The 2,874-nt window shown below is 57.5% G+C and carries 3 protein-coding genes; 1 reads left to right on the forward strand and 2 read right to left on the reverse strand.

The annotated features are described in order from the left end of the window. Nucleotides 1-1,028 (forward strand): acetyl-CoA C-acyltransferase FadA (gene fadA / locus ACW14G_RS22760; RefSeq protein WP_455648849.1); only part of this gene is annotated, 1,028 nt, incomplete at its 5' end. A gap of 135 nt (nt 1,029-1,163) precedes the next feature. On the opposite strand, the gene fre is transcribed toward fadA, so the two are convergent. Both fre and ACW14G_RS22770 read right to left on the reverse strand, forming a co-directional pair. After that, nucleotides 1,164-1,865, reverse strand: a complete 702-nt coding sequence (gene fre / locus ACW14G_RS22765) for an NAD(P)H-flavin reductase (RefSeq protein WP_064546498.1) — start codon at nt 1,863-1,865, stop codon at nt 1,164-1,166. An 86-nt stretch (nt 1,866-1,951) separates the two neighbouring features. Further along, nucleotides 1,952-2,874, reverse strand: a 923-nt coding sequence (locus tag ACW14G_RS22770) for a UbiD family decarboxylase (protein ID WP_455648850.1), incomplete at its 5' end; no start/stop codon positions are given.

The raw sequence follows: 2,874 nt of genomic DNA on the forward strand, positions 1-2,874 counted from the left end.
AAGCGGCGGCCATCGACGACATCTACTGGGGCTGCGTACAGCAGACGCTGGAGCAAGGTTTTAACATCGCCCGTAACGCGTCGCTGCTGGCGGAAATCCCGCATTCAGTACCGGCAGTCACCGTTAACCGTCTGTGTGGTTCCTCAATGCAGGCGCTGCACGATGCGGCGCGGATGATCATGACCGGTGATGCGCAGGTCTGTATGGTCGGCGGCGTAGAACACATGGGCCACGTACCGATGAGCCATGGCGTTGATTTCCACCCGGGTATGAGCCGCAATGTGGCGAAAGCCGCGGGTATGATGGGCCTGACGGCGGAAATGCTTTCCCGTATGCATGGCATCAGCCGTGAAATGCAGGATGCCTTCGCCGCACGTTCCCACGCCCGCGCCTGGGCAGCCACGCAGTCCGGTGCCTTTAAGAATGAAATCATTCCTACCGGTGGCCACGACGCGGATGGCGTGCTCAAGCAGTTTAACTACGACGAAGTGATCCGTCCGGAAACCACCGTTGAAGCGTTATCCACTCTTCGCCCCGCGTTTGACCCAGTTACCGGTACCGTGACCGCAGGGACCTCTTCCGCTCTCTCCGATGGCGCCTCTGCCATGCTGGTGATGAGCGAAAGCCGCGCCCGCGAGCTGGGATTAACCCCCCGCGCGCGCATCCGCTCAATGGCGGTGGTCGGCTGCGATCCGTCGATCATGGGCTACGGTCCGGTTCCGGCCTCAAAGCTGGTGCTGAAAAAAGCGGGTCTGAGCACAAGTGATATCGATCTGTTTGAGATGAACGAAGCCTTTGCCGCGCAGATCCTGCCGTGTATTAAGGATCTGGGGCTGATGGAGCAGATCGACGAGAAGATCAACCTCAACGGTGGCGCGATCGCCCTGGGTCACCCGTTAGGCTGTTCCGGTACGCGCATCACCACCACCCTGCTTAACCTGATGGAACGCAAAGACGCTCAGTTTGGTCTGGCGACAATGTGTATCGGTTTAGGTCAGGGGATCGCGACGGTTATCGAGCGCGTATAAAAAAACGCGCCCTGGAAACTGGGGCGCGCAGTCTATTGAAATTGTCTGCCGGATACGCGTTTTCTCCGGCGGACAACACAACAAAGTTTAGTTGCCGTTCTTCCCGCCTGTCAGGGGCGGGTTTTTTCATCGGAATCAGATAAAGGCAAACGCATCGCCGAACAGGCGGTCTTCACGCGCCTGACGTTCATTGCAGAACAGGTCACGCGCGATTTTCGCCATTTCAAAACGTCCCGCGATATAGATATCGTGCTCCGCCAGCGTACCGTAGTCCTGCAGCACCGCGGTGAGCACCGTACCAGAACGCCCACGCCACTCTTCTTCAGGCTGCTCAACCACCGGCACTACGCGCAGGTTAGGATGATTCACCGACAGTGCTTCTAGCTCAGAGAGATCGTAGAGATGTTTCTCTTCGCGGCCACCCCAGTAGATCGCCACGTCGCGATTCGGGTTACGCGCCAGCGCGGTCAGCAGAATGGAGCGTACGTAGGAGAAGCCCGTACCGCCGGCAATCAGCACCAGCGGACGATCGTCTTCATCACGTAACCAGGCCTCGCCGTGCGGGATATCTACCACCACTTCGCGGTCTTTGAGGATGCGGTCCATCACGGCCATTGCGTACAGGTTCAGCTCAGAAGCACCAATGTGCAACTCGATAAACGCCTTTTCATCCGGCGTTGAGGCCATGGAGAACGGACGCTTATCGCGCTCGTCCATCACCACCATCAGATACTGTCCGGCACGAAATGAGAAGGCAGCTTCGGGTACTAAACGAACGCGATATACCGTATCGGTAATGGCATCCACCGAGGTCACTTTACAGCTTAAGGTTGTCATGCGCTCCCTCTGTCGGGTCTTTTCCCCCATCCTCATTCACGCGGTCGGCGCAACGCCCACGGCGTGAAATCTTCCGGGGTGGGTTATCATTTATTGGCGGAAAATATGGCCAGCTCGTCCCAGATCTCATCAATACGCGCCGTAACGGCGGGATCTTTCTTAATTGGACGGCCCCATTCGCGCTGGGTTTCCCCAGGCCATTTGTTGGTGGCGTCCAGCCCCATTTTCGACCCCAGGCCGGAAACCGGCGAGGCGAAATCCAGATAATCAATCGGCGTATTCTCTACCAGCACGGTATCCCGCGCGGGGTCCATACGAGTAGTGATCGCCCATATCACATCGTTCCAGTCACGTGCGTTGACGTCATCATCGCAGACAATCACGAATTTTGTGTACATAAACTGGCGTAAAAACGACCACACGCCCATCATTACGCGTTTTGCGTGCCCAGCATACTGTTTTTTCATCGTCACGACGGCAAGGCGATATGAGCACCCTTCCGGCGGCAGATAGAAATCAACGATTTCCGGGAACTGTTTCTGCAAAATAGGCACGAAAACTTCATTCAGCGCTACGCCCAGCACCGCCGGCTCATCCGGCGGACGCCCGGTATAGGTGGAGTGGTAAATCGCGTCTTCACGCTGGGTAATGTGGGTGACGGTAAACACCGGGAAGCTGTCCACTTCGTTGTAGTAACCGGTGTGATCGCCATAGGGACCTTCCGGCGCCATTTCGCCAGGCTCAATATAGCCTTCGAGGACAATCTCGGCGCTGGCTGGCACTTCCAGATCGTTGGAAACACACTTCACCACTTCTGTTTTCGTCCCGCGTAGCAAACCCGCGAACGCGTACTCAGAAAGCGTGTCCGGTACCGGCGTCACCGCGCCAAGAATGGTTGCCGGGTCTGCGCCCAGCGCGACCGATACCGGGAAACGTTCGCCCGGGTGTGCAGCACACCACTCCTGGAAATCCAGCGCGCCGCCGCGATGCGACAGCCAGCGCATAATCA

It is taken from the genome of Kluyvera sp., from assembly GCF_965301105.1.